The organism is uncultured Flavobacterium sp. (assembly GCF_963925415.1).
In the GTDB taxonomy this organism is placed as follows: domain Bacteria; phylum Bacteroidota; class Bacteroidia; order Flavobacteriales; family Flavobacteriaceae; genus Flavobacterium.
The window spans coordinates 1-26,623 of sequence record NZ_CAWUTS010000087.1 but is presented as its reverse complement, the minus strand read 5'-3'; the positions used below and the strand labels follow the sequence as shown (position 1 = coordinate 26,623).

The following is a 26,623-nucleotide window of genomic DNA, read 5'->3' as shown; positions in this document are numbered from 1 at the left end:
GGTAATGATTTTATAATTTTTCTGCAGGTATCACAAGAAGCTAAATAGTAGACTTTATTCATTTTTATAGATTTTAATTTCTAACAAAAATAAGGTAGTTATTGGTTTTAAATAATTATTTTTGATAAAATCTGTATTATGCAAACTACTTTCAATGTAAATACTAACGTTAGAACTCAATTTTTAAAATACTTTGAAAATTATACTTTAGAACAATTAAATAAAATTCCATCGGGTTTTAGTAATAATATCATTTGGAATATTGCACATTGCCTTGTTATACAACAAATGTTACTCAATAAATTATCAGGAATGGCTTTAGAAATTTCAGATGAATTTTCAGAAACATATAAAAACGGAAGTACTCCATCAGGTAAAACAACACAAAATGAAGTAAATTATATTAAAAGCATATTATTTTCTACAACTGAAAAAATTAAAAAAAATTTTGAAATGGGATTTTATGTAAATTATAATGAATTTACAACCAAAAGCACAGGGTTTAATATTAAAAATGCTAAACAAGCTTTAGAATTTAATAACTTTCATGAAGGAATTCATTTGGGCGTAATGCTTCAAATTAAAAAATTTATTTAAAGCTAAACTTATCAAATGAAATTTAACACAAAAACGATTCACGGCGGTCAGCATCATGAAAAAGTGACGGGTTCTATAATGCCACCTGTTTTTATGACTTCTACTTTTGCTCAAACAAGCCCAGGAAAACCAGTTGGAGAATACGGATATAGTAGATCAGCAAATCCTACACGAAATGCTTTAGAAGATGCACTGGCTAGTATAGAAAACGGCACAAGAGGTTTGGCTTTTGCTTCCGGATTAGCAGCTACTGATTCTGTGATGAAGTTGCTAAAACCAGGAGATGAGGTTATTGCCATGGACGACTTATATGGTGGATCATACAGGATGTTTACCCAAATTTATCAAAATTTTGGCATTAAATTTCATTTTGTAGATATGACTGATTTAAAAAAATTAGAATCACTTGTCAATTCAAACACAAAATTAGTATGGGCCGAAACGCCATCAAATCCTTTAATGAAAATAGCAGATATTGCTGAAATATCAAAAATATCAAAAAAGCACAATATTCTTTTTGCTGTAGATAATACTTTTGCAACACCTTATTTACAAAAGCCACTAGATTTAGGCGCAGATATAGTAATGCATTCGGCAACAAAATACTTAGGGGGTCATTCAGATGTTATTGCTGGAGCTTTAATTGTAAAAGATAAAGAACTTGGAAAAAAACTTCACTTCACACAATTTGCAACAGGCGGAACACTTGGTCCAATGGATAGTTTTTTGGTGCTAAGAGGCATTAAAACATTACATTTGCGAATGCAACGACATTGTGAAAATGGTATTAAAGTGGCTGATTTTTTAGAGGCTCATACCCTTGTAAAAAGAGTATATTATCCTGGATTAAAAAATCATCCTAATCATGAGACTGCAAAAAAACAAATGATCGGTGGTTTTGGTGGCATGGTCTCATTTACTTTTGCCTCGGGTAAATTAAAAGATGCTGTTCTATTTTTAGAAAATTTAAAAGTATTTACTTTAGCAGAATCTCTTGGCGGAGTTGAATCATTGGCAAATCATCCAACAACGATGGCTCATGCTTCTTTGCCAGCAGAAAAAAGAGCCGATATTGGTATTACGGATGATATGGTGCGATTAAGTGTTGGAGTAGAAGATATTGACGACTTATTACAAGATTTAGAACAGGCTTTGTCTTTATGCTAATTTTATTTTAAAGATTTTATGGTCTTAAGTATAGATAATACGTCTATTTTACATATTTGTTGCAATTCATCTACGTTGCCTTGTTCTATAAAGTCATCAGGAATTCCTAAATTGATGATTTTATTTTTAAAAGCATTAGTTGTGGCAAAAGTATTTATTAAAGAACCAAAACCGCCTTTAATTACTCCTTCTTCAATTGTAATTATTTTAGAATACGTTTTAAAAATAGCCTTTAATTCTTTTTCGTTTAATGGTTTTATAAAAGCAAAATGGTAATGAGAAATACTTTGGCCTTGGTCTAATTGTTCAATTGCTTTTTCTACGTTGGTAGCAATAGTACCCGTTGAAAGTAAGGCAATTTCAGTTCCTTTTTTTAATGGTTTAGATGAGCCAATTTTTATTTTTTTAAAAGGTTTTTTCCAATCTAGAGTTTCACCTCTACCTCTTGGATAACGAATAGCAATAGGATGATTTAAGCCTAAAGATGCAGTATACATAATGTTTCTTAATTCAATTGCATCTTTTGGAGCACATATTATCAGGTTAGGGATGCAATTTAAAAAAGAAATATCAAAAACACCATGATGTGTTGCACCATCTTCCCCAACCAAACCAGCACGGTCTAAACAAAAAATAACAGGTAAGTTTTGCAAAGCTACATCATGAATAATTTGATCATAAGCCCGTTGTATAAAAGTGGAATAAATATTACAAAAAACAACCATACCCTGAGTTGCCATTCCGGCAGCTAGTGTAACCGCATGTTGTTCTGCAATACCTACATCTAAAGCTCTTTCGGGGAAAGCTTCCATCATATATTTCATTGAACTTCCACTAGGCATGGCAGGTGTAATACCAATAATTCTTTTGTTTTTTTGTGCTAATTCTACTAAAGTTAAACCAAATACATCTTGAAATTTAGGAGGCAGGTGGGTTTCGTCTTTAGAATAAATTTTTCCTGTTTTTGCTTCAAATTTACCAGGGGCATGATACCTAACTTGGTCTTCTTCGGCTAATTGTAGTCCTTTCCCTTTTGTTGTAATAACATGTAAAAACTTAGGTCCTTTGACGGCTTTTAATCGGGTTAATTCTTTTATCAAAGCTCCAAAATCATGTCCGTCAATGGGTCCCGAATAATCAAAATTTAATGATTTTATGATGTTGTTTTGCTTGGGGTTTTTACCGTCTTTAACCGCCGTTAAATAATTTTTTAGGGCACCAACACTTGGATCAATTCCAATGGCATTATCATTTAAAATTACTAATAAATTTGCATCGGATACACCCGCATGATTCAGTCCTTCAAAAGCCATTCCACTTGCAATAGAGGCGTCGCCAATAACAGCAATGTGTTGTTTGTCAAAATCTCCTTTAAGTTTTGAAGCAATTGCCATGCCTAAAGCAGCAGAAATTGAAGTAGACGAATGTCCAACTCCAAAAGTATCATATTCGCTTTCACTTCTCTTTGGGAAACCCGAAATTCCGTTTAAAGTTCTGTTGGTATAAAAAACATCTCTTCTTCCAGTTAATATTTTATGCCCATAAGCCTGATGGCCTACATCCCAAACAAGCAAGTCGACCGGAGTGTTAAAGACATAATGCAAAGCAATGGTTAGCTCAACAACGCCTAAACTTGCGCCTAAATGACCCCCTTGTTGAGAGATGATTTCTATAATAAAATCTCGTAACTCTTGAGCGATCAAGGGCAATTGATTTGGAGAAAGTTTCTTCAAATCTGTAGGATTGTTTATATGCGAAAGTAATTTGCTGTTCATAAAAGATAAAAAGCAAATTTAAGCTTTTGTTTTAATATTACTGTGGTTTTATTCGAATAGGATAAGTCATTTTTACATTTACCATTTCACCTCTAATTTCTCCAGGTTTCCACAAGGGTAAATTTTGCAATATATCGGTTATTTGAGTGTTAATTTTTGCATTTTTTCCTTTCCATATTTTTATGTTTTCAAGACCCCCTTTGCTATTAATTACAAATTCAACTATCACAGTAAATGGTTCAACGTCAGCATCTATAATTAGGTTTTGAGACAGGTACTTTTGAAATTCATTTTCAGCATCACAAAACACAGGTTTTTTTTCAACTTCTGCTAAATTATAAGTTTTAGGGGTTTCTGTTTTTAAGGGTAGTATTATTACTTCACCCGTTAAAATTTCTGATTTAATTATAGGCTCAACAACAGTTATGCCTAATAAATGTATGGGGGGAGAGGGTATTAATTTTTTACTATTTACTTCTCCTTTTTTTACAACAGAGTCTTTGAATTTTAAGGGTTTAATAAAGGCTTCTTTAGAATTTAAAACACAGTCTTGTATAACTACAACTTCTCCAAGGTTTTGAATGGTGTTGTTTTGGTCTTTGCAACTAAAAAGTGTTGTGCCCATTACTATAAAAAGGGCTAATAAAAACGATTTTTTAAAAGTAGTTTGTTGATAAATAATATGTTCAGGAATTTCAATTTTGATACTTTCTAACTGATTTTTTTTAAATCTTCCACAGGTTTTTAAAGCCAAATTTAATGTAAAATAATCAGCTATTTCTTGATCTGAACTTGTTGTAAAATCTACTACTGTTTTAGCACATGATTCACAAAATTTGCCTTTTTCTTCTTGCAACATAGTTGACCAATTTTGGTGGCAAGGCTTAGGGATAGATATTGAAATTTTTTTCATAGAACAATGAGTTTTATTTCAAATATCAATAAGTATTCCATTTAATTGTAACTTTGTTTTATGAATGATGTTTTCACCGATGACTATTTTATGAAAAAGGCTTTGCAAGAGGCCAAAGCTGCTTTTGAAAAAGGAGAAGTTCCTGTTGGAGCAATAATTGTTATAGATAATAAAGTCATTGCACGAACTCATAATTTAACAGAATTGTTAAACGATGTAACTGCTCATGCCGAAATGCAAGCCATTACTAGTGCTGCAAATTTTATAGGTGGAAAGTATTTAAAAAACTGTACGTTATACGTAACACTTGAGCCTTGTCAAATGTGTGCGGGGGCTTTATACTGGAGTCAAATTTCAAAAATTGTTTTTGGTGCTTCTGATCAAAATAGGGGATTTATAAAAATGGGAACACAATTGCATCCAAAAACAGTTGTTGTTGGAGGTGTTTTGGAAAAAGATTGCTCCCTGTTGATGAAAGCTTTTTTTAGAATGAAAAGGTGATTTTTGTAAGTTAAACTTTAATTTTTTATATATCTTTAAACAAAAATAAACTCAATATTAGGTTTTTGTTTTTTATGAAATAAATCTTTAAAAATAATTGGCATGAAGTTGAATCGCTATTTACAGTTAATAGTATTGTTAATTGTAAGTTACTCTTGTGGAAAAAAATCAGATAATTTCAATTCGGATTTGAGTTTGTATAAAGATTACATTCTTAATTTTAGTTCTGGATTAGTTTCTACAGAAATCGATTTTAGGGTTGTTTTAGCTTTTGATAATAAAGAATGGACGCCAAATCAAGAATTAGATAGTGATTTGTTTTCAATAAGCCCAAATGTAGCCGGAAAAGTTGTAGCGCTTTCTTCAAATACAGTTGCTTTTATTCCATCAGAAAAATTAAAACAAGACACAGAATATCAAATAACTTTTCATTTAGATGAAGTTAAAGATGTGCCTAAAAAGTTAAAAAAATTCAATTTTACATTAAAAACTGTAAAGCAATATTTTTTAGTAAACACATTAGATTTACAATCGTATAACAAAGAATACCAATATCTAAATGCTACAATTGCTTTTAGCGATAACATGGATATTGAATCAGCAAAAAAAATAATTAAAGCGAACCAAGGAGATGAAAATTTAAAGATCAAATTCGATAAAGATGTATCAAATCCAAAAGAATATAAATTTGTTATCGATAGCATTCAACGAAAAGTAGAGGATAGCAAAATAAATATTTTATGGGATGGCTCTGCTCTTGATATTGATCAACAAGGAACAGTAAATTTTGATATTCCAGGAAAAAACAATTTCAAAGTTATTTCAGCTCAAATTCAACAGGATAACGCACAAGTTTTATTGATCAATTTTTCTGATCCCATAAAACAAGGTCAAAATTTAGACGGTTTAGTTCAAGTTGAATCAGCGTCTAATTTAAAATTTGCTACTGCAGGAAATCTTTTAAAAGTTTTTTTTACTGAATCTTTAAAAGGAGAATTATTAGTTGAATTTTTTCAAGGCATTCAAAGTGAAGATGGTTATAAAATGAAATACGCTTTTTCAGAAAAAGTAACTTTTGATCAAATAAAACCTGAAATTAAATTCGTAAAAAGTGGGACAATCTTACCAAGTTCGAATAACTTAAAAATAAATTTTGAAGCAGTTAATCTTAAGGCTGTTGATGTAAAAGTATATCAAATTTATAAAAATAACATGCTTCAGTTTTTGCAGTATAATGAATTAAATGGAAGTCAAAATCTTAGAAATGTTGCCCAACCAATAGCAAAACAAACCATAATTTTAAAAACAAACCATTTAGCTAATTATGGCGGTTGGAATGCATATGCTTTAGATTTGTCTAAAATAATTGCAGTTGATCCTGGTTCAATTTATAGAGTAGAATTAACCTATAAAAAGAAATATTCACTTTATAAATGTGCTTCAACAACAATTGAAGACCAAGAAAATGAAGAAGAAGTTGATGAAGATGAGGTTCGTTCCAACCAATATTATGATGATTACTATTATGATGATTACAATTGGAATGAAAGAGACGATCCGTGTTCAAATTCATACTATTATAATAACAAAATTCATACGAATGTAATTGCAACCGATTTAGGAGTAATTGCTAAAAGAGGTGAAAACGGTTTTTACTTTTTTGCCGTGAATAATATAGTTTCAACTGAGCCAGTTTCTGGAGCAACAATAGATTTGTATAATTTTCAACAACAAAAATTAGCTACAATTACAACTAACGGTGAAGGATTTGTAAATGCGGATATAACCAAATATGCTTATTTTGCTATAGTTACAAAAGACAATAATACAACTTATGTTAAGCTTGATGAAGGACAATCCTTATCTGTAAGTAATTTTGATATTGGAGGCGAACAATTACAAAAAGGATTAAAAGGATATATTTATGGAGAAAGAGGTGTTTGGCGACCAGGTGATACTTTGTACATAGCATTTATGCTAAATGATAACGAAAGCAAATTAGAAAAAACACATCCCATAAAATTTAAATTATCGAATCCACAAGGGAAAGCAATGTACGTTGCTGTTCAAAAATACAACGAAAACAATCATTATAAATTTAAAGTAATTACCAAAGATTCAGATATTACAGGAAATTGGGAAGCCAAAATATCAATAGGTGGTGTTCATTTTTATAAAAACATCAAAATTGAAACCATAAAACCAAACCGTCTAAAAATTAAAAATAGTTTTGCCAACGGAAATCTTTCGGGCAACAAACAAAACAACGGAACTATTCAGGTTGCTTGGTTGCACGGTGCAATTGCTAAAAACTTAAAAGTAGATATGCAAGCCAAATTTATGCAACAAATAACTACTTTTAAAGGTTTTTCAAACTATGATTTTGATGATGATGTTCGAAAATTTTCAACCGAAGAAGTTAATGTTTTTTTAGGAAAAGTGGATGATTTTGGAAAAACAAATGTTTCTATTCAACCCAAAGTAAGCAATCAAGCACCTGGAAAATTAAAAGTTGTTTTTCAAACCAAAGCCTATGAAAATGGAGGTGATTTTAGTACAGATGTGGTAACCGCAACTTATTCACCATTCAAAACTTATGTAGGAATAAAAAGTCCAGAACCCAACAAATACGGAATGTTAGAAACCGAAAAAACAAATCGTTTCGACATCATTTCTGTAGATGAATATGGTAATCCAAAAGCAGTTAAAAACCTTGAGGTTAGAGTGTATAAAGTCGATTGGCGTTGGTGGTGGAACAGTTCAGGTGATGATTTGTCAAAATATAATTCTTCACAAGTCACAACAGCTTACAAGAATTTTAATGTAAGCACAAATGCGTCAGGAAAAGCAAGTATTCAATTCAAAGTTTCTGAAAACGACTGGGGAAGATATTTAATTAGAGTGATTGACAATAAAGGAGGTCATGCAACAAGTAAAACTGAAATTATCGATTGGCCAATTTGGTCAGGAAAAACAAAATCTGGTGACGCTTCAACGGCAAATATGTTAGTGTTTACTTCAGATAAAACAAAATACGCAGTTGGTGAAAAAGCAACCGTTTCTTTTCCTTCAAGTCAAGGAGGAAGAGCTTTAATTTCAATTGAAAATGGTTCAAAAGTTATAACTTCTCTTTGGGTAACCACTCAAAAAGGAGAAACAAAAGTTGAAATTCTTGTTACACCAGAAATGACACCAAATGTGTATGTAAATATTTCATTATTAAAACCACATGCTTCAACAAAAAACGATACGCCTATTAGAATGTATGGAATTTTACCTATTGAAGTGGTTGATAAAAACACGCTACTTAAACCTCAAATTGCAATGGCAAGTGTTCTAAAACCTGAAACCAAAACTACCATCAAAGTAAGTGAAAAGGAAGGAAAAGAAATGACTTATACCATTGCGATAGTTGATGATGGTTTGTTAGATTTAACACGATTTAAAACACCAAATGCTTGGGGTAAGTTTTATGCAAGACAAGCTTTGGGTGTAAAAACTTGGGATGTTTATGATGATGTAATTGGTGCTTACGGTGGAAAAATCAATCAAATATTTAGCATTGGTGGTGATGAAGATTTAGGTGGTGGAAATGCCAAAAAAGCCAATCGTTTTAAACCTGTTGTTATTTATTTAGGGCCTTTCAAATTAGAAAAAGGTCAAACCAAATCGCATACGGTTGAATTACCAAATTACATTGGTTCAGTTCGTACAATGGTTGTGGCTGGTGATGCAAAAACAAACGCTTATGGAAGTGCCGAAAAAACAACTCCTGTTAGAAAACCTTTAATGGTTTTAGCTTCTGTACCAAGAAAAATTTCTCCTAATGAAAAAGTAACTTTACCAATTACGGTTTTTGCAATGGAAAATCATGTGAAAAATGTAACGGTTCAACTAAAAACAAATAACGCAGTTCGATTGACTTCTGCTTCAAAACAAAATGTGAGTTTTAGTTCGCCAGATGAAAAAATGGTGTATTTTGATTTAGAAGTTGGTAATATTTTAGGAATCGGAAAAATTGAAGTTATTGCCACATCAGGAAATGAAAGAGCTATTTATGAAGTCGAATTGGATGTAACTAATCCAAACCCAATTACCAATGATTTTGTAGATGTGGTGGTTGAGCCAAATTCAAGCAAAACCATTCAATGGAACACTTTTGGAGTTGAAGGTAGTAACAAAGCTAGGTTAGAAGTTTCTTCTTTCCCAACAATAGATTTTAATGGTCGAATTCAATATTTGATTCAGTATCCTCATGGTTGTGTAGAGCAAACAATTTCTAGTATTTTTCCTCAATTGTATTTGGGTGATGTAATGGATTTAGACGGCAATAGAAAAGCCGAAATGCAAAAAAACATCAATGCAGGAATTCAAAAATTAGGGAGGTTTCAACAAACTAATGGTGGATTGTCGTATTGGCCAGGGAATGGTAACGCAGACGATTGGGGAACTTCTTATGCAGGTCATTTCCTTTTAGAAGCTGAAAAAAAAGGCTATGTTTTGCCAATTTCTTTCAAACAAAAATGGGTTTCTTACCAACAATCAGAATCTAAAAAATGGCGCTTCAATTCGCAATATCACAATGACTTTGCACAAGCGTATCGTTTATATACATTGGCTTTGGCCGGTGTTCCAGATATGGGTTCTATGAATCGTTTAAGAGAAACTTCCGGAATTTCAAATGAATCAAAAATCAGATTATCAGCAACTTATGCCATTACAGGACAGAAAAACACAGCTTTGACTTTACTAAATACAACGCCTGTTGATGATTCAAATGATAGCGATTACTATTATTATGGATCATCCGAAAGAAATAAAGCCATGCTTTTAGAAACGTATTTGTTGGTGAATGATAATCAAAAAGCGTTTAGTTTAGCAACAAAAATCGCCAATTCACTTTCTTTAAAAAATTATATGAGTACGCAAACAACTGCTTATTGTTTGTATGCCATGTCAAAATTTGCAATTAAAAATGGCGGAAAAAGCATCAATGCTTATTTCACTAATAATGGTAAATCGGAAACCATAAACACCAACAAATCTATTGCAGATAGAAAATTGGTTGTGAATAAGGGCTCAAATAGTGTCACAATCAAAAATAACAAAGACAATACAATTTATGTTCGTGTTTTAAACAGTGGTATTTTGCCTGTGGGCGAAGAAAAAGTAATGCAGAACAACTTATTCGGAAGCATCACATTTAAGACTAAAAAAGGAAACGCAATTTCTTTAAACGAAATCAAACAAGGGAATGAAATAGTAGCTCAAGTTACTATTAGAAACCTATCGAATGATAATATTGACAATGTAGCTTTATCGCAAATTATTCCGTCAGGATTTGAAATTATGAATTCACGTTTTACAGATTTTGGTGATTTTGCTCAAAATAAAGCCGATTACATCGATATTCGTGACGATAGAACACAATTCTATTTTGGACTTCGTGCCAATGAATCAAGAACTTTTACGGTTTTATTAAATGCTACTTATTTAGGAGCTTATTATTTTCCAGGCATTCAATGTGAAGCCATGTATGATACTAATTATATAGTGAGAACAAAAGGGCAATGGGTGAAAATTGTAAAAGATTAATAGGTGTTTCAAAGCATAAAAAAATCGATACTAAACAATAAAATAAAAACTGCCATCATCCTTATTTTGATGGTAGTTTATTGTTTTTCATTACCCAAAAAATTATTCGAAAACAATTACGCAACCGTCATAGAAAGTAATGACGGACAATTATTAGGAGCCAAAATTGCCAAAGATGGTCAATGGCGTTTTCCTGAAAGTGACAGTATTCCAACAAAGTTTAAAAAATGCATCATTGCTTTTGAAGACCAACATTTTTATCAACATTTTGGATTTAATCCTGTTTCCATGTATCATGCTTTTTTACAAAATCGAAAAGCCAATAAAGTCGTTCGTGGCGGAAGCACATTAACTCAACAAGTCATTCGTTTACACAGAAATGGAAAAAGCAGAAGTTATTTTGAAAAATTTATTGAACTCATTTTATCTACACGATTAGAATTTAGAAATTCAAAAGATGAAATTCTACAACTATATGCTGCTCATGCACCTTTTGGAAGTAATGTTGTAGGATTGGAAATGGCTTCATGGAAGTATTTTGGTTTGCAACCTTATCAGTTATCTTGGGCAGAAGCAGCAACCTTAGCCGTTTTGCCCAATGCTCCGAGTTTAATTTATCCAGGAAAAAATCAAGAACGATTACTTAAGAAACGAAATATTTTACTCAAAAAATTATTCTCAAACGAAGCAATAGACAAAGAAACGTATGAATTAGCACTTCAAGAAACATTACCTCAAAAACCCTTTAATGTACCACAAATTGCACCTCATTTACTCGAGAAAATTGCCAAAAAAAATAGAGGTAAAAAAATTAAAACAACTATAAACACTCATGTTCAAGAACAAACCAATGAAATTGTAAGACAATATTATAATTTATACAAACAAAATCAAGTGTATAACATTTCGGTTTTAGTTGTTGAGGTAAAAACTAGAAACGTTGTGGCTTATATTGGGAATAGTCCAACGGATAAAAACCATCAAAAAGATGTAGATATTATCTCTGCACCAAGAAGCACAGGAAGTATTTTGAAACCTTTTTTATATGCTTCGATGTTAGATGACGGGGAACTTTTACCAGACACATTAATTCCAGATGTTCCAACTCAAATTTCGGGTTATTCTCCTCAAAATTATAATCTGACTTACGATGGAGCTGTTCCTGCAAGTAAAGCATTATCTCGTTCTTTGAATATTCCAGCGGTTTTGATGCTTCAAGATTATTCGGTAAATAAATTTTATGAACAATTGCAAAAATTAAAACTGAAAGATGTAAACAGACATCCTAGTAATTATGGTCTATCATTAATTTTAGGTGGAGCCGAATCTAATTTGTGGGATTTATGCAATGCTTATGCTTATATGTCAAGCACGTTGAATCATTTCAATAAAAACAATGACGAATATAGAACAAAAGAATTGAGTAGTTTAAACCTAGATTTCAATACAAAAATAGATTTTGGAAAACCAACGCGTCAAAAAAATGTATTTGGAGCTGGAGCCATTTGGCAAACATTCAACGCTATGAAAGAAGTCAACCGACCAGAAGGTGATGAAGCTTGGCGTTTTTATGATTCTTCGTTAGAAATTGCATGGAAAACAGGTACCAGTTTTGGAAGTAGAGATGCTTGGGCAATTGGGGTAACCAAAGAATACGTAGTTGGAGTTTGGGTAGGAAATGCAACAGGCGAGGGTAGACCTTTATTAACTGGTGTTGAAAGCGCAGCACCTATTTTATTTGATGTTTTTCATTTATTACCCAAATCTAAATGGTTTGAAACTCCCTTTAATGATTTAGAAGAAGCCAATGTTTGTAGTATTTCTGGCTATTTGGCACAAGAAAATTGTCCATCACAAAAACAATGGATTCCAAAAAGAGCTAAGAAAACAGAAAATTGTCCGTATCATAAATTAATTCATTTGGACAAAAGTGAACAGTTTAGAGTAAATTCAACTTGTGAAAGTGTAGACAATATGGTTTCAAAAGCTTGGTTTGTTTTGCCACCAATTATGGAATGGTATTTTAAAAGTAACAATCCAAATTACATGATTTTACCCTCATTTCGATCAGATTGCGAATCAAATGCTACTGAAAAAGTAATGGATTTTATTTATCCAAAAACAAGTACAAAAATAATTTTAACCAAAAATTTTGAAAGTAAATTGCAGCCCGCTATTTTTAAAATTGCGCATACTAACAGAGAAATAGAATTGTTTTGGTATTTAGACGACACCTATTTAGGAAGTACAAAAACTTTTCATGAAATGCCTGTTTTAGCAAAACCAGGATTTCATATTGTAACAGTTGTTGATGAATTAGGAAATGAAATTAGAAAAAAAGTAGAATTTGAACAATAAAAAAACCGTTTAGAACTGAATCTAAACGGTTTTTTAAAATTTTACTTGATTGCCTTTCCTTTGTCATCAAAGAAATGATATTCAAGATACGTGTAAGCGTCACGAGGTATAATTTTCACCCATTTTTTATGTTCAAAAAACCATTTTGAACGTATTGATGGAAAACCTTTTTCAAGGTATGCTGCCACAAAAGGATGCACATGAAGTGTAACTTTTTTATGGGCTTTAATAATTTTTTCAAGGCTAAACGCAATTTTATCAATAATTAAAATTGGAGCTTCAATTTCCCCATTTTCATTAGGGTCTTCTTCTCTGGTTTTAATATTTACTTCTGGTCTAACTCTTTGTCTGGTAATTTGAATTAATCCAAATTTACTAGGAGGCAAGATTTTATGCTTGGCCTTATCGTCACTCATTTCTTCTTTTAAGTAATCGTACAACTTTCTGCGGTTATCTGGATTTTGCATATCAATGAAATCCACCACAATAATCCCTCCCATATCTCGTAAACGCAATTGACGTGCTATTTCTGCAGCAGCAATCATATTTACCTCTAAAGCAGTATCTTCTTGGTTACGAGCTTTGTTTGATCGGTTGCCACTGTTTACATCTACAACATGTAGTGCTTCAGTATGCTCAATAATCAAATAAGCTCCTTTACTCATGGATACTGTTTTACCAAAAGAAGTTTTAATTTGTCGTTCTACGTTATATTTCTCAAATAAAGGTAGGTCGTTTGACTGATAGTGTTTTACGATAGACACTCTGTCTGGAGCTATTTCTTGCAAATAGTCCTTAGTTTGCAAATACAATTCTTCATTATCTATTTGAATACTAGTAAAAGTATCGTTAAACACATCTCTTAATATTGAGGATGCTTTGTTTACTTCTCCTAAAACTTTTGATGGATGATGAGCTGTTTGCAGCTTCTTACACATACTAGACCATTTGTCTAATAGGTTTTGAAGATCTTTGTTTAGTTCAGCTACTTTTTTGCCTTCTGCTACTGTTCGCACAATAACACTAAATCCTTTTGGTTTAATAGACAGAACCAGGCGTTTTAATCGTTCTTTTTCTTCTTTTGATTCTATTTTTTGAGAAACAGAAACTCGATCCGAAAAAGGAACCAAAACCACGTATCTACCCGCTAAAGAAATTTCAGAACTAATTCTGGGTCCTTTAGTAGATATAGGCTCTTTAACTATTTGAACAAGAAGTGACTGATTGGCACTGATGATATCAGTAATACTACCATCTTTGTCAATTTCTTTTTCAAAAGGAAAATTTTTGAGTGAATAATCTTTTATTTTACCTGCGCTTACAAGTTTAATAAACTTCATCATTGAAGGAAGATTTGGACCTAGATCATGATAATGCAAAAAAGCATCTTTTTCATAACCTAAGTTTACAAAAGCGGCATTTAATCCGGCAACTGGCTTTCTTATTTTTGAAATAAAAATATCGCCAACGGCAAAATTACTTCCGTTACTGTTTTCTTCTTCTTTGTGAAGTTCAATTAGTTTTCCATCTTTTAATAAGGCAAAATCTACAGTGTCTGAACTTGATCGAATAATTAACTCTTTGTTCAAATTAGTACATTTTTATCCATACTATTTAGTTTGTTGTTTAAAGTTTATAGTAATTGAATCTAAAAAAAATTCAATTACGATTTACTAATAACGAACCTACCGCGCAGTACAGATGGATTAAACAATAATTTTTTTACAGGATTTTTTTCCCGAAAGCCTCTTTTTAAAGTCGGCTAGTTTCAAAGAACATCTTTTTTTTCTAAAAAAGAAAAAGTAGTTAAATACTACTTTTTCTTCTTGTGACGGTTAGCTCTCGCTCTTTTTTTACGTTTGTGCGTAGCTACTTTATGTCTTTTTCTTTTTTTACCACTTGGCATAATGTTGTTTGTTTAGATTAATAAATAATTATACGGTTATTGATGTTTTTGTTTTTACACCTTCTACAAAAACTTTAGCAGGCTTAAATGCCGGAATGTTGTGCGCTGGAATCTTGATTGTTGTGTTTTTAGAAATGTTTCTTCCAGTTTTTTCAGCTCTAGTTTTAATAATAAAACTACCAAATCCTCTTAAATATACATTTTCTCCTGACTCTAATGAATCCTTAACTTCTTGCATGAATTTTTCAACAGTTTCTTGAACATCTCCTTTTTCAAGTCCTAATCTGTCAGAAATTTTTGCTACGATATCTGCTTTCGTCATTTTCTTTAATATTTATTTATTCTAAATTTTTTTGAGTGTGCAAATATAGGAATTAAAAAAAGAATATTTCAAGCTTAATCAATTATATTTTAATATAATAAAAGTTATTTTTGCCTAACAATAATTTTTATGACTTTTTCTAACTCTTTAATTAATTGGTATTTACAAAACAAAAGAGACTTGCCTTGGCGCAAGACCACTGATTCGTATGTTATTTGGCTTTCCGAAATAATTCTTCAACAAACACGAGTTGCACAAGGATTGCCTTATTTTGAATCATTTGTATCAAATTTTCCCAGCGTTTTTGATTTAGCAAATGCCCAAGAAGAACAGGTGTTAAAATTGTGGCAAGGTCTTGGCTATTACTCTAGAGCTCGTAACCTTCATGCTACTGCTAAACACGTAGTAGGTGAGTTAAATGGAGTTTTTCCAACGACCTATGATCAATTAATAAAACTCAAAGGAATTGGCTCATATACTGCATCTGCTATAGCTTCTTTTTCTGTAAATGAAAATGTAGCCGTGTTGGACGGTAATGTTTTTAGAGTACTATCCAGGTATTATAAAGTTGAAAATGATTTATCTATTGCTTCAACAAAAAAAATTTTTCAACAATTAGCAAACGAAATTTTGCCTATACAAGATGCGCAAACCTATAACCAAGCGATAATGGAGTTTGGAGCCTTGCAATGTGTTCCAAAAAGTCCAAATTGTAGCATTTGCATCTTGGCAGATAGTTGTGCAGCTTTGCAATATAAGTTAGTACATTCATTGCCTATAAAATCCAAAAAAATAAAAGTTACCAATCGCTATTTTAATTATGTTGTATTTGAAGATTTAGAACATAAAACAATCGTTCACAAGCGAATTGAAAAAGGGATATGGCAAAATTTATATGAATTTCCCTTAGTAGAATCACATGCGATATTATCAGAAAGCGAAATAGTTAAGTTAATTAAGGATCGGTTTTCTTCGACGTTTAAAATTACCAATTATACTGTTTTAACAGATTTTGAGATTATTCATAAATTGTCGCATCAAAAATTACACATTCAATTTATAAAAGTCTCTATAAATGCTGTTTTGTTTAACGGAGTGACTGTTAATGCATTAAATAAAATTCCTTTTCCTGTTGTAATTCATAATTTTATTGAAAGGCATTTCAGTTAAAAAAAAAGTACTACTTTTGAGTCTTAAACCTATAAGCCATGAGCGGAACATTAAATAAAGTTATGTTAATAGGTCATTTAGGTGACGAAGTAAAGATGCATTATTTTGACGGAGGCAATTGTATCGGAAGATTTCCTTTAGCCACAAATGAAGTATATGTCAATAAAACAACAGGTGAAAAAATTACTTCAACCGAATGGCATAATTTAGTAGTTAGAAACAAAGCAGCCGAAATATGTGAAAAATATCTTTCAAAAGGAGATAAAATATATATTGAAGGCCGAATTAAATCACGTAATTGGCAAGCTGAAGATGGAAACACAAAATACACAACCGAAATTCAAGTAACCGAATTTACATTCTTATCAACTAAAAAAGATTTGGACGCTAACAAACAAAATTTCACTTCAAATGAAAATGATGTCTAAAAAAGACTAATTTTGTATACTAAATAAAAAAGACTAATAGTATTGTTTATTTTGCTTTTTTAATGTTTAACTTAAACTAATTAATTTGGACTCAGATCCTTCCAGTTTTATTAATGCAATTGATTTCAACCTATTTTTTGGAATACTAGGCGTTGTTTTTTTATTGTTATGTTCTGCATACATATCTGGTTCAGAAGTAGCTTTGTTTTCTCTTGACCAAAAAGACCTTGATGATTTAGAGGCTAATGACAGCAGTATAGGCAAACAGATATCAAATTTATTAAGCAAACCAAAAAAATTATTAGCAACTATATTAATAGCAAATAATTTTATTAATATAGGTATTGTAATTTTATTTTCTACTATAAACGAAAAAATATTTGGAGGTATTTCTTCAAAATTGATTCAGTTTTTACTTGAGGTAATTCTTTTAACATTTCTGATTTTGCTTTTTGGAGAAGTTTTACCAAAAATTTATGCCAGTAGAAATAATGTTGTATTTTCTAAAAAAGTTTCTATCCCCATTTCTGTTTTAAACAGAATTTTGAGTCCCATAAGTGTTCCCATGCGTAACATTATACTTTTCATAGAAAAAAAATTTAGTGTTCAAAAATCTAACTTTTCGGTAGACCAATTGTCACAAGCATTAGAATTAACAGACCATAAGGAGACTACATCTGATGAGCAAAAAATTTTAGAGGGCATTGTAACCTTTGGAAACACAGATGTTAAGCAAGTTATGAGTCCCAGAATTGACATTTTTGCTCTTGAGTATTCAGAAAGTTTCAATGAAATAATGCCTATAATAATTGAAAAAGGATATTCTCGTATACCAGTTTATAAAGATGGAATAGATCATATAGAAGGCGTTCTGTTTATCAAAGATTTAATACCTTATATAGATTATAAAGATTTTGAATGGCAAACCCTTTTACGCGCTCCTTTTTTTGTACCCGAGAATAAAAAGCTAGATAATTTGTTAAAAGAGTTTCAAGGAATGAAAAATCATTTGGCCATTGTTGTTGATGAATATGGCGGTACATCTGGCTTGGTTTCCTTAGAGGACATACTAGAAGAAATTGTGGGCGACATTAGTGATGAATTTGACGATATAGACATTAGCTTTACAAAAATTAATGATAAAAATTATTTATTTGACGGAAAAGTAAGTCTAAAAGATTTTTATAGAGTAGTCGACGTTAATGAAGAAAAGTTTGAAAATGCCAAAGGTGAAGCCGAAACATTAGCCGGATTTTTATTAGAAATATCAGGTAATTTTCCTAAGAAAAGCAGTCAAATTATATTTGACACCTGTAAATTTACCATTGAAAACATTGATAAACGCAGAATAAAACAAGTAAAGATTACCTTAGATTAACAAAACAACTTCAATGAAAAAAGTTTATCTCCTTTTAATTTTATCTTTTTGTTTTCTGTCGTGTAACGATGTTTCTGTTCCAAGAGCAACAAGTCAATTGCGATTAGAGTACCCTGAACCCGTTTACAGCATAAAAAAATCAGAGCTTCCTTTTTCATTAGAAACCAATAGTTTTTCTAAACTCAAAACAAAAGAAAATGGCGCACTAGAAATTCATTACCCAAGCATGAAAGCGACTGTTTACCTAACGTATAAGCCTGTAAAAAATAATTTGGAAAACTTATTGATAGATGCGCAAAAGCTTACTTATAAATTACACGTTTTAAAAGCTGACGAGATTGTAGAACAGCCCTATGTAAATCCAGATAAAAAGGTGTATGGCATGTTTTATAAGGTTGGCGGAGATGCAGCATCAAACGCTCTTTTTTATGCTACAGACAGTACTAAAAACTTTGTAACGGCAAGTGTTTATTTTTATACTAAACCCAATTTTGACTCTATTTTACCAGCTTCAAGCTATATCACTAATGATATGAAACGAATGTTAGAAACTATTAAGTGGGAGAAATAAAAAAAGCATCCTTTTTAAGTATTGTTTTTTAAATCAGCTATAATTTAATTTTAGAAACTTTATATAAAGCTCCATTTGCAATGTCCTCAACAGTTTTGGTAAGTTTTTCCTGATTTAATTTATGTGCATCATAAATTACGGTAGCAGTTTTGGTTTCAAAATCTACTTCAGCTTTTGAAACGCCCTCTAATTTTGATATTTTTTTTTCAATTAATGCAGCACATCCTATCGCACAAGTCATACCTTCAATTTCAAAAGAAGATGTTTTTAAATTAGCAGCAATAGTTTCAATAGGAAATGGTTCAACAGTTTGAGACAAATTATCATTTTTACAACTAAAAATCATGCATGCTAATGCAATAAATACTGTTATTTTTAATGTTTTCATTTTTACACCTAATTAATTTAATTCTTTGTAAAGATACAATTTTCATTTTTTTAGATTAACACAAAGTACATATAAAAGTGTTAAAAATTTCTTATGATTCTTTCAAAATAAAATCTCAATTTTACAGCTGAAAAATTATCAGTTATGGAAAAGAATAAAAAATGGTATTTGCTTGTTTTTTTAGGTTGTGTATGGGGCAGTTCTTTTTTGCTAATGAAACTGGGATTAAAGGGTGTTAGTCCTGTTCAAATGGGAAGTTTGCGTATTTTGTTTGCCGCAGCATTTTTACTTTTGGTTGGGTTTAAACACATTGCTAAAATACCGCATCATAAATGGAAATTTATTGCGCTTACGGCGTTAATGGGAACTTTTTTGCCTGCTTATTTGTTTGCGGTAGCTTTGTCTAAAATTGACGGCTCTATAAGTTCCATTTTAAATTCACTAACACCATTAAATGCTTTAATTTTTGGCATTTTATTTTTTAAAGTAGATGTGCAACGCAGGCAAATTTTTGGTGTAATTATCGGTTTTATAGGTTGTGTGTTGTTGGTTTTATTTGGAGATGGAGAAAATACTACAGAAAATTATTATTATGCATTGTTGATCGTTTTAGCATCTATTTGTTACGGAATAAATGTTAATTTGATTAAAAAACATCTGTCAGACTTAAAGCCTTTAACTATAAGTACCGGAAACTTTGTTGTGATGCTGGTTCCAGCTTTAGTTATTCTTTATTTCTCTGGTTTTTTTGAAACAGTTCATCAACAAAAAGTACTAACTTCGCTTGGTTATATTGCTGTTTTAGGAGTTGTTGGAACCGGCTTGTCTAATATTTTATTTTTTAAATTGATTCAAATTTCTTCACCTGTTTTTGCTTCTTCAGTTACTTATTTAATACCGGTTGTTGCAATTTTATTGGGTTATTTTATAATGAACGAAACCTTAACTTTTGTTCAAGGAATTGGGGCCTTTGTTGTATTGTTAGGGGTTTACTTTTCGAGCCGCAAACAGTTGTAAATTCAAAATTTAATCACATAAAAAAAGCCATTCTTTTTAAAGAATGGCTTTTTTGTTATTGTCTTTTTTTAATTATTCAAAGTCAGCACCTGATACACCTTCGTTGATTTTAACTTCTTGTGTAATGAACTTTAATTCCATGCCTACATTTAAAGTAGTGGTGTATGGAAATTTTATACCCTTAACTTCTTTATAATCGCTAAAATAAGTAACTTGAGTCATTGTTTGTCCACCTTGTTCTAGTTCTACAGATTCAGAAACTTTTAAGCCCGTTTCCACATCATACATCATAGATTTTTTACCAAACATAAGTACATAAGCATCTGAACCATTTACAGACTCAATTCCTTTTAAAACTACATCAGAGTTGTTTACTAATAATAATTCTGAAAAAGTATATGCTGTTTCTTTTAGTCTGTTTAATTCGTCTCCTTCATAATCTTTTCTGTTTCCTTGTTGGATTTCATAAGCTCCTTTTTCATTTACGACCATTTTCATCATAGTCATTCCAGATACAGACATTTCTACAGACATTTTTTTATCGTTTGATGCCTTTGCAGTCATATTCAATTCTTGTCCTTGAATGGATGCTTTTGATGTAATTAAAGTAGATTTCACTTCTTTTAAAGTTTTTTCGCCGCCAATTGCATTTATGTAACTTTCTATAACTGTTTTAGCAGTAACTCCTTTTGGAATTTCTTTTTTGATTACAGGTTTTTCTACTTTGTTTCCAAAACGATCAAAATACATAATTGGAATACCAATTTTTTCTAAACCGGTCAAAACATCAGCTGCTTTTCCAACCACAACAACTCTTAACTTATCCGCTAAAAAGTATTTGTTTGCGGCAGATTTAATGTCTTCGGCAGTTACTGCATTAATGTTTTTAATGTATTTTTCATAAAAATCATCAGGTAAATTTTGAGTTTCTTTGTTTAACGCATATCGGGCTACTGTTTCTGGCTTTTCAATTTGCATTACAAAGTTACCCACATATTTAGCTTTGGCATTTTTTAAATCTTCATCAGAAACCAAATCAGTTCTCATGCGTTTGATTTCGTTAAAAATCTCTACAATAGCGCTGTCTGTTACTGTATTTCTAACAGATGCAGTCGCTCTAAATTTAGAAGTATATTTTCCTGAGCCTACTGTTGAATACGATCCGTAAGTCCAAGCGTTTTTTTCACGCAAGTTTAAAAACAAACGTCCTTCACCACCACCACCAAGAATTTGGTTTGCTAATAAAGCGGCATAGTAATCAGTATCAGTCATTTTTAAATTTGAAACATTAACAACTGCTATTTCAGATTGTACGGCATTTGACATATCAACAAAATTAATTTGAGAAGATTGCACGTCTTTTGGCTCTGTGAAAGCAATGCTTGGAGCTGTTGTTTTTTTCCAATTTTTAAAAATCTTTTCTATTTGTTTTTTAATGTCTTTAAATTTTACATCACCAATAACAACTAAATAAGCGTTTTGAGGAGTAAAATAAGTATTATAGTCTAATATTATATCGTTAAGAGTTACGTTGTTTATGGTTTCTTCACTTGTATATTCTCCATTAGGATGTTTAATGCCATAGACCAAAACATTTTCTACTTTTCTTGCATTTGAAGAAACATTTTTTTCGTCGGATTTAATGGCTTCAATAATTCGGGTTTTAGTTTTGTCAAATTCTTCTTGAGTAAATTTTGACTCTAAAGCACCTTCAACCATTAATTCTAATATTCTTTCTGAATATTTTGATAAGCCTCTGGCGCTGGCGCCACTTGAAAAGAAATTAATGTTAGCCCCTAAAAAATCAATTTCTTCATTAAAAGCTTCCTTTGATGTTTTGTCGGTTTCATTTCCAATCATGTCACTTAATATGTCAGAAACCCCTTTTTTATTACCTTCCGAATAAGGAATGTTGTCAATAGACAAATTAAAAGAAACTCGAGGCAGTTTTGAATTCTCTACAACCATTACTTTCATGCCATTTTTTAGCGTAAAAGTTTCGGGTGATTTGATATTAATACTAGGATCTGGGCCAGATTTTGGCATTGGTCTATCTTGAGCTATAAGTGTCGTCATACAGAACAAACAGGTTATAATAGTTACTATTTTTTTCATCTTTATGTTCTTATTTTATAGATTTATCAGTTACGGGTATATAGTCTAATAATAATCTTTGATTTGGATTTAAATATTTTACAGCAACATTTCTAATTTCTTCTTTAGTTATAGACTGGTAAATAGCTAATTCGGTATTGATTAAATTAACATCTCCATATAGCATGTAATAGGTTGCTAAATTACTAGCAATTCCTTCCACACTAGTATTGCTGTTTACATATTGATTTTCAAAAATATTATTTAATTTTTCTAAATCTTTATCCGAAATTAGTTCGTTTTGAATTTTTTGAATTTCTTCGTCAATATTGGTTTGAATTTCTTCTTTGGTGAAACCGTCCATTGGCAAAGCATAAATTAGATACATACTATAATCTTCTTGAGCGTTGTTAAATGCCCCTACTTGAAGTGTCATTTTTTTATCATCAACCATTTTTTTATATAAAACAGAACTTTTTCCGTCTGATAAATAAGTAGACAACATATCTAAGGCTCTAGCTTCTCTAGTTTTCATAGAGGGAGTTCTATACGCTTGTAGATACATAGGCTTTTGAATGTTAGAGTCTTCCCAAGTTGCAGTTATAGTTTCTGTAATTGGAGCTTCTTCGGCTTTGTTTTTAACAACAGGTGTTCCTTTTGCTATAGAACCAAAATATTTTTGAATCCATTCTTTAGCTTGCCCTTTTTCAAATTGACCTGCAACCACTAAAACAGCATTATTGGGGATGTAGAATTTTTTGTTAAATGCCTGAAACTCTTCTAATGTAGCAGCATCTAAATGTTCCATTTCACCAATAGTTGTCCATTTATAAGGATGAACTTTAAATAAGTTTTCTTTTACGGCTTTAAAAATATTGCCATATGGTTGGTTGTCAACTCTAAGCCTTTTTTCTTCTTTTACTACTTCGTTTTGTGTATCAACACCAATTTGATTAATTACGGGATGCATTAATCGTTCAGATTCCATCCATAAAGCCAGTTCTAGATTGTTAGAAGGAAAAACCTCATAATAATAGGTTCTGTCATCAGATGTGTTAGCATTATTTTGACCGCCATTTGCAGTTACAATTTTAAACCATTCACCTCTTTCTATGTTTTTTGTGCCTTCAAACAACAGGTGTTCAAAAAAGTGAGCAAACCCAGTTCGATTCGGTTGTTCGTCTTTTGCGCCTACATGATACATTACTGAGGTAATGATTACTGGTGCCGAGTTGTCTTGATGAAGAATAACGTGAAGGCCATTGTCTAAATCAAATTCTTCAAAAGCTACGTTTTGAGCGCTAGAAATACTTCCTATCATAAGCATGGAGCTTAAAGCTATTAATGATTTTTTCATAAAATGAAATTAATTGTTTTATATGAGTTGCTAATTTCGAAAAAAAGTTACAGAATCTGACTAAAAAAAAGTTAAAAAAAATAAAACAAGTAAAGTATTGTAAATATTGTATTTAATTGTATATTTGCAACCTTAAAAAAATTAATTTAAACACATTGTTATGTACGCAATCGTAGAGATAGCAGGGCAACAATTTAAAGTTAGCAAAGACCAAAAAGTTTTTGTACACCGTTTAGCAGAAGACGAAGGATCAAAAGTTATTTTTGATAAAGTTTTTTTATTAGACGCGAATGGTACAATTACTGTAGGCGCCCCCGCTATAGAAGGTGCTTCTGTTGAAGCCAAAGTGTTACAACACTTAAAAGGAGATAAAGTTATCGTTTTCAAAAAGAAAAGACGAAAAGGATACAAAAAGAAAAACGGTCACAGACAGTCTTTCACTCAAATTGTAATAGAAGAGATTTTAGCATCTGGTTCAAAAAAAGCATCTCCTAAAAAGGAAGAGGCAAAAAAAGAAGCTCCAGCTAAAGCTCAAGAAATTGTGGAAAAAACAGTTGCTGAAGTAAAAGCTCCAAAAGCAAAAGCGGCTCCTAAAAAGGAAGCAGCAGCTAAAGAGCCAAAAGCAAAAGCGGCTAAAAAAGAAGACTTAAAAAAAGAGGAAAAATTAGACGACGATAAAGCTGTTTAATTTTAATATTAACTTATAAAACCAAAACATCATGGCTCACAAAAAAGGTGTCGGTAGTTCCAAAAATGGTAGAGAATCAGAATCAAAACGTTTAGGCGTTAAGATTTATGGTGGTCAAGCTGCAATTGCTGGAAACATTATCGTAAGACAAAGAGGTTCTAAACACAATCCGGGTGAAAACGTTTACATGGGTAAAGATCATACTTTACATGCAAGAGTTGACGGACTTGTTCATTTTCAGAAAAAAAGAGATAATAAATCATTTGTATCTATTGTTCCTTTTGAAGCGTAAGTTTTAGAAACTTTAAAAATATAAAAATCCCAAATTCGATAGAGTTTGGGATTTTTGTTTTTGAATCGCGCGTTTCACTTCTTATGTTAAAAAAAGTTAAAGAATGTATAGTTCGGTTTGTATTAGCAATTGCCAAAAAAAACCCTCACCATAAAGCTGAATTTATTTCAGTTTAATGAAAGGGTTAAATTTTAAAACAACACATTGTTGTTTAACAATCTAAAGCAATTATTTAGTATCTGTAATATTCTGGTTTGTATGGTCCTTCAACCGGTACGCCAATATATTTTGCTTGATCGTCACGAAGTGTTTCTAACTCTACTCCTAATTTAGCTAAATGCAAAGCAGCTACTTTTTCTAGCAAAGAAGGGTTTTCTTTGTAGATGAGGAGTTTGATGGTGTTGATTATTTCATTTTTCATTTATCAAAAACTGGTCTAATTTAAAATTTATTTTTAGCTCTTGCCGCTCTCTTTTGACTGTTAGGTTCATTTCATCTCCTGGTTTTATATTTGTAAAAAACTGTTTTCTATCCATCTTTTTTACATCTATACCGTTAATTTCTATAATAATATCATTTAAGCGAAGTCCAGACTTAAACGCTTCTGTATTTTCGTAAATAGAACTAACTTTCCATCCTTTATTGATATCTGTTCTATCAATAACCGAAAAACTTTTAAAAAGAGATGCGTTTTTTTTATCAAAACTTTTGTTGGGTTTTGTCCACATTTTACTTTCTTTAAAGTTAAAAATCACATCAAATTTTTCTAAAATATCATTTCCTACGATACCAATATACTCTCTGTTAGACAATGCCCCCAATGTATCAGTTGAAATATCAATAACGAAATTAGAAATGCTATATTTATCAAAAATAATGTTTTTTGTAAAAAAACTATATCCTGCGGATTCACCACCTACTCCTCCAATTGTTGTGTATTTTGCTTTTAAAAAAGAGCTATTTTCAATGTTGTATTCTTTAAAAAAGGAACTATTTATTATAGTTGCACCAGAACCCGAATCTATTAAAAACTTACCTTTTATTTTGTTTTCGTCTTTAAGTACAATCTCTAAATAAATATAACTTCTATTGTTTTCAAATTCTACAGGAACTAAATGGTGCTTTTTTGCATCTAAAACAAAAGTTATTTTTTCTGCGATGTAGTCAATTTTATACATTTTATCAAAAAATGTTTCGATACCTACAATTCCATCAATGTCTTTGCCAGCAATATCTTTTAAATTTAATATAGGTGTTTTTGTAGAAATTCCATTTTGTGAAGAGTTTATGGAATAGTTAATAGTATCTAAAACAACTTTTATTGTTTGTGTTGTATTACCAATTCCTCCTGCCTTTGCGTGCATTAATTTTTTATGATAGAAATTACTATTTAAATAGTACAAACTATCGATACAAAGAAAGGGCGACCCCGTATCATATATAAAGATTCCTTGTCTTTTGTTATCTAATTTTAAGTTTAGTAGAATATATCCATCGTATTCAAAATTTAGACTTTTTTCTTTTACAATTTTATTTGTACAAGAAACAAAAATATAGACAAAAACACAAAAAATAAATTTTTTCATAAATCTTAATATTATATAATAAAGCAAGTAGCAACTACTTGCTTTATATAAACTGTTTTAGTTTCACATGGACCTAAACCTTCCTCACAGTGTTCTTCAATACGATCACGACGATCATTATTCACACCACCAGAAATACTTGCTAACAACTCTGTTGAAGCTGTTGCTTCTGCTCTTTCTTTTAGAACGTCTAAACTTAATTTCTTAATTAAAATTTTTATTTTATTAAACATTATTTTTTAGTAAAATAACATCGTTTTAATCGTTTTACTAAAAAAAAGCAGGGGTTATACCCTGCTTTCTAAAAAATAGCATCTATCTTTTTCTAGGTGCAGTTACAAGAATCTCCGGTAGTGTACCTCCGTCAACAATATGACACTCATTCGCTGTACCACCAGATATAGTAGCCATTAATTCTGTAGAAGCTGTTGCTTCTGCTCTTTCTTTTAGAGCGTCTAAACTTAATTTCATAATTTTAAATTTTATTTTGTTAAACATTAATTTTCAACAAAACAATATC

22 protein-coding genes and 1 pseudogene are annotated in these 26,623 nt (G+C 31.1%); 12 read left to right on the top strand and 11 right to left on the bottom strand.

Annotated features, from left to right (window positions below):
• Positions 1-138: 138 nt before the first annotated feature.
• Complete coding sequence (locus tag AABM47_RS07030; protein ID WP_338410219.1) at positions 139-597, top strand: DinB family protein; 459 nt, start codon at positions 139-141, stop codon at positions 595-597.
• A 15-nt stretch (positions 598-612) separates the two neighbouring features.
• A complete protein-coding gene (locus AABM47_RS07025; RefSeq protein WP_338410218.1) occupies positions 613-1,764 on the top strand; it encodes a cystathionine gamma-synthase in 1,152 nt (383 codons plus the stop codon).
• A gap of 2 nt (positions 1,765-1,766) precedes the next feature.
• On the opposite strand, the gene AABM47_RS07020 is transcribed toward AABM47_RS07025, so the two are convergent.
• Complete coding sequence (locus tag AABM47_RS07020; RefSeq protein ID WP_338410217.1) at positions 1,767-3,539, bottom strand: 1-deoxy-D-xylulose-5-phosphate synthase; 1,773 nt, start codon at positions 3,537-3,539, stop codon at positions 1,767-1,769.
• Positions 3,540-3,576: 37 nt separating this feature from the next.
• Positions 3,577-4,452, bottom strand: a complete 876-nt coding sequence (locus AABM47_RS07015; RefSeq protein WP_338410216.1) for a hypothetical protein — start codon at positions 4,450-4,452, stop codon at positions 3,577-3,579.
• A gap of 60 nt (positions 4,453-4,512) precedes the next feature.
• On the opposite strand from AABM47_RS07015, the gene AABM47_RS07010 reads away from it, so the two are divergent.
• The 3 genes from AABM47_RS07010 to pbpC all read left to right on the top strand — a co-directional run bounded on the left by AABM47_RS07010 (position 4,513) and on the right by pbpC (position 12,906).
• A complete protein-coding gene (locus AABM47_RS07010) occupies positions 4,513-4,953 on the top strand; it encodes a nucleoside deaminase (protein WP_338410215.1) in 441 nt (146 codons plus the stop codon).
• Between the two features lie 102 nt (positions 4,954-5,055).
• A complete protein-coding gene (locus AABM47_RS07005; RefSeq protein ID WP_338410214.1) occupies positions 5,056-10,548 on the top strand; it encodes an MG2 domain-containing protein in 5,493 nt (1,830 codons plus the stop codon).
• A 69-nt stretch (positions 10,549-10,617) separates the two neighbouring features.
• The gene (gene pbpC / locus AABM47_RS07000; protein ID WP_338410213.1) at positions 10,618-12,906 is read left to right on the top strand and encodes a penicillin-binding protein 1C; all 2,289 of its coding nucleotides are present in this window, start codon (positions 10,618-10,620) and stop codon (positions 12,904-12,906) included.
• Between the two features lie 41 nt (positions 12,907-12,947).
• Here pbpC and AABM47_RS06995 read toward each other — a convergent pair whose 3' ends face one another.
• Both AABM47_RS06995 and AABM47_RS06990 read right to left on the bottom strand, forming a co-directional pair.
• Positions 12,948-14,495: a ribonuclease E/G gene (locus AABM47_RS06995; RefSeq protein WP_338410212.1), complete on the bottom strand. Its 1,548-nt coding sequence runs from the start codon at positions 14,493-14,495 to the stop codon at positions 12,948-12,950.
• Positions 14,496-14,840: 345 nt separating this feature from the next.
• Positions 14,841-15,134 carry an HU family DNA-binding protein gene (locus AABM47_RS06990; protein WP_338410211.1) on the bottom strand — a complete coding sequence of 98 codons (294 nt, stop codon included), beginning with the start codon at positions 15,132-15,134 and terminating at the stop codon, positions 14,841-14,843.
• A gap of 129 nt (positions 15,135-15,263) precedes the next feature.
• On the opposite strand from AABM47_RS06990, the gene mutY reads away from it, so the two are divergent.
• The 4 genes from mutY to gldD all read left to right on the top strand — a co-directional run bounded on the left by mutY (position 15,264) and on the right by gldD (position 18,681).
• A complete protein-coding gene (mutY, locus tag AABM47_RS06985) occupies positions 15,264-16,304 on the top strand; it encodes an A/G-specific adenine glycosylase (RefSeq protein ID WP_338410210.1) in 1,041 nt (346 codons plus the stop codon).
• 38 nt (positions 16,305-16,342) lie between these two features.
• Positions 16,343-16,732: a single-stranded DNA-binding protein gene (gene ssb, locus AABM47_RS06980; RefSeq protein ID WP_338410209.1), complete on the top strand. Its 390-nt coding sequence runs from the start codon at positions 16,343-16,345 to the stop codon at positions 16,730-16,732.
• An 85-nt stretch (positions 16,733-16,817) separates the two neighbouring features.
• Entirely contained in the window at positions 16,818-18,110 is a 1,293-nt protein-coding gene (gldE, locus tag AABM47_RS06975; RefSeq protein WP_338410208.1) for a gliding motility-associated protein GldE, read from the top strand.
• 13 nt (positions 18,111-18,123) lie between these two features.
• Positions 18,124-18,681: a gliding motility lipoprotein GldD gene (gene gldD, locus AABM47_RS06970; RefSeq protein WP_338410207.1), complete on the top strand. Its 558-nt coding sequence runs from the start codon at positions 18,124-18,126 to the stop codon at positions 18,679-18,681.
• Positions 18,682-18,718: 37 nt separating this feature from the next.
• Here the strand turns inward: gldD and AABM47_RS06965 are convergent, their stop codons facing one another.
• Positions 18,719-19,069 carry a heavy metal-associated domain-containing protein gene (locus tag AABM47_RS06965; protein WP_338410206.1) on the bottom strand — a complete coding sequence of 117 codons (351 nt, stop codon included), beginning with the start codon at positions 19,067-19,069 and terminating at the stop codon, positions 18,719-18,721.
• Between the two features lie 144 nt (positions 19,070-19,213).
• On the opposite strand from AABM47_RS06965, the gene AABM47_RS06960 reads away from it, so the two are divergent.
• Positions 19,214-20,086, top strand: a complete 873-nt coding sequence (locus tag AABM47_RS06960) for an EamA family transporter (protein WP_338410205.1) — start codon at positions 19,214-19,216, stop codon at positions 20,084-20,086.
• Positions 20,087-20,158: 72 nt separating this feature from the next.
• On the opposite strand, the gene AABM47_RS06955 is transcribed toward AABM47_RS06960, so the two are convergent.
• Together AABM47_RS06955 and AABM47_RS06950 are read right to left on the bottom strand one after the other, a co-directional pair.
• The gene (locus tag AABM47_RS06955; protein WP_338410204.1) at positions 20,159-22,201 is read right to left on the bottom strand and encodes a pitrilysin family protein; all 2,043 of its coding nucleotides are present in this window, start codon (positions 22,199-22,201) and stop codon (positions 20,159-20,161) included.
• 10 nt (positions 22,202-22,211) lie between these two features.
• A complete protein-coding gene (locus tag AABM47_RS06950) occupies positions 22,212-23,537 on the bottom strand; it encodes a pitrilysin family protein (protein ID WP_338410203.1) in 1,326 nt (441 codons plus the stop codon).
• 160 nt (positions 23,538-23,697) lie between these two features.
• On the opposite strand from AABM47_RS06950, the gene rplU reads away from it, so the two are divergent.
• Positions 23,698-24,225, top strand: coding sequence for a 50S ribosomal protein L21 (gene rplU, locus AABM47_RS06945; RefSeq protein ID WP_338410202.1), 528 nt, complete (start codon positions 23,698-23,700; stop codon positions 24,223-24,225).
• 31 nt (positions 24,226-24,256) lie between these two features.
• The gene (gene rpmA / locus AABM47_RS06940) at positions 24,257-24,517 is read left to right on the top strand and encodes a 50S ribosomal protein L27 (protein WP_338410201.1); all 261 of its coding nucleotides are present in this window, start codon (positions 24,257-24,259) and stop codon (positions 24,515-24,517) included.
• A gap of 232 nt (positions 24,518-24,749) precedes the next feature.
• Here rpmA and AABM47_RS06935 read toward each other — a convergent pair.
• The 4 genes and pseudogenes from AABM47_RS06935 to AABM47_RS06920 form a co-directional block, all read right to left on the bottom strand.
• A pseudogene (locus tag AABM47_RS06935) lies at positions 24,750-24,881 on the bottom strand (adenosylhomocysteinase); the annotation flags it as partial.
• Positions 24,882-24,927: 46 nt separating this feature from the next.
• Positions 24,928-26,103, bottom strand: a complete 1,176-nt coding sequence (locus AABM47_RS06930; RefSeq protein ID WP_338410200.1) for a PDZ domain-containing protein — start codon at positions 26,101-26,103, stop codon at positions 24,928-24,930.
• Between the two features lie 11 nt (positions 26,104-26,114).
• The gene (locus AABM47_RS06925) at positions 26,115-26,336 is read right to left on the bottom strand and encodes a hypothetical protein (protein WP_338410199.1); all 222 of its coding nucleotides are present in this window, start codon (positions 26,334-26,336) and stop codon (positions 26,115-26,117) included.
• Positions 26,337-26,418: 82 nt separating this feature from the next.
• A complete protein-coding gene (locus AABM47_RS06920; RefSeq protein WP_338410198.1) occupies positions 26,419-26,601 on the bottom strand; it encodes a hypothetical protein in 183 nt (60 codons plus the stop codon).
• Between the last annotated feature and the right edge of the window lie 22 nt (positions 26,602-26,623).